Here is a 1545-nt window from a genome sequence, read left to right as displayed (position 1 = left end):
ATGGCCGCCATAGTTTGCAGATAACTTGAGATCCGACAATATGCATGAGCGTATTGTTGCTTCCGAAAGCATCCTGATACTTTCTGCTTCACTTTAGCCATTCGAAGATCCCTTTCTGCCCTGTTATTCGTGAAGGCAACGTGTCCATTTTTTGCAAAAAGCAAAACCGCAGTTTCATGTCTCTTTAGCCGTTCCCAAAGGTTATGAGCATCTGACTTGGCGATCCTTCCACGCTTTCCTTTCTTCTTCGTCGGAATCTCTGGCAATTCCTTACTTCCTCGAGTGAGAATATTGCGATACCGTTTTTGTAAGTTAGCGTATTCCTGATCGGTAAGACATTTCTCTTTGCGCCTGGACACCGTATAGCACATCTCCGATAACAACTTCTTCATATTGCGAGCCCACCGGTACTGGTTTGACTCAACAATAAACGTAAGTTCCCGTAAGAGGTGGGATCCGCATAAACCGTGACCGCAATGATCGTACGACAAGTATGATGCCCAACAATCATGGATTATCACCCCGCCATATCGGGGAATAATGTTTAATCCCTCAATGGCCTCCTTACCACGTTTGCGATGAAGCAATTTCAGGGTCGTTCCACCGGATGAATAGACATGGATCCAGTAGTTTTTTCCCTCAACTCGAAACGAGGTCTCGTCAGCGTGTACCGACGGTGCCTGCAACAAGACTTGTATTGCTTCTTTCTCCCAGGCCTCAAGTGCCTGATGGAGGCGTAGAACAAATTTCAGCAGGGTAGCTTCAGAAATAACTGAGGCGATCATGGCTGCAATTTGCTTCTGCACCCTGTTCAAAGCGACCATCTGACTGATTATCAGATGAATGGCAAATGCCTTGAGCCCATTTCCGTATTGCAAAGTACCCGGCATGTCCTCTGGAAATTTACCTTTAACTGTAGCCTTGCAATTGGGACACTGCTTTATTTCCGCATCAACATGCTCAACAACCTTTTCAAAGACGATATCTACCTTGGTGCGTCTTTCATACCTTTCGCAAGGCGTTTTGCCCAAGTCAACACCGCAGACATCACATGTTGTAACCGCGGCTTTGGTAATCGTCTTTTTTACTCGGGTATTGCTTATTTCACCGAAGACCTGCCGACCTTTTCCTTTGCTTACATTGTCCGGAACCGCAGTCTCATCCTTATCGGTTTGAGAAGAAGGCAGACTGGAGTTCTTATTGTTCTTACGTGTCTTCTTCTCAAGAAAAATAGACAGTATTAATTCGACGACAACCAGGAGGCTATTCATCACAACTCGAATTTCAGACGACACTTTGCCGTCAGAGCAGAGTTGCTCAAATTCCTTCTTCAGGCGAGTGACCTCATCCCGAACACTTGTCTTATCTACTGTTGCCATGGCCATAGTATACCATGGCTTTTTTCGACTTCTGAAAATGCTTACCACATTACGATTGCGGCGGTTTATAGCAAATCACTTCAACTCGGCATTATTCGTGCTATACTAGCCCTATTACAATGCATCTCAGGTGATTGTATAATTGAATCAAGCTGTTACAAAAAAT

The 1545-nt window shown here is 44.9% G+C and carries 1 protein-coding gene; it reads right to left on the bottom strand.

What is annotated here, in order from left to right; genetic code table 11:
* Positions 1-1379, bottom strand: a 1379-nt coding sequence (locus FCL48_RS24605; RefSeq protein WP_169309376.1) for an IS66 family transposase, incomplete at its 3' end; no start/stop codon positions are given.
* Between the last annotated feature and the right edge of the window lie 166 nt (positions 1380-1545).

Source organism: Desulforhopalus sp. IMCC35007, assembly GCF_005116575.1.
In the GTDB taxonomy this organism is placed as follows: Bacteria; Desulfobacterota; Desulfobulbia; order Desulfobulbales; family Desulfocapsaceae; genus Desulforhopalus_A.
Note: the sequence above shows the minus strand (reverse complement) of the source record. Positions and strands in the feature narration are given on the sequence as shown.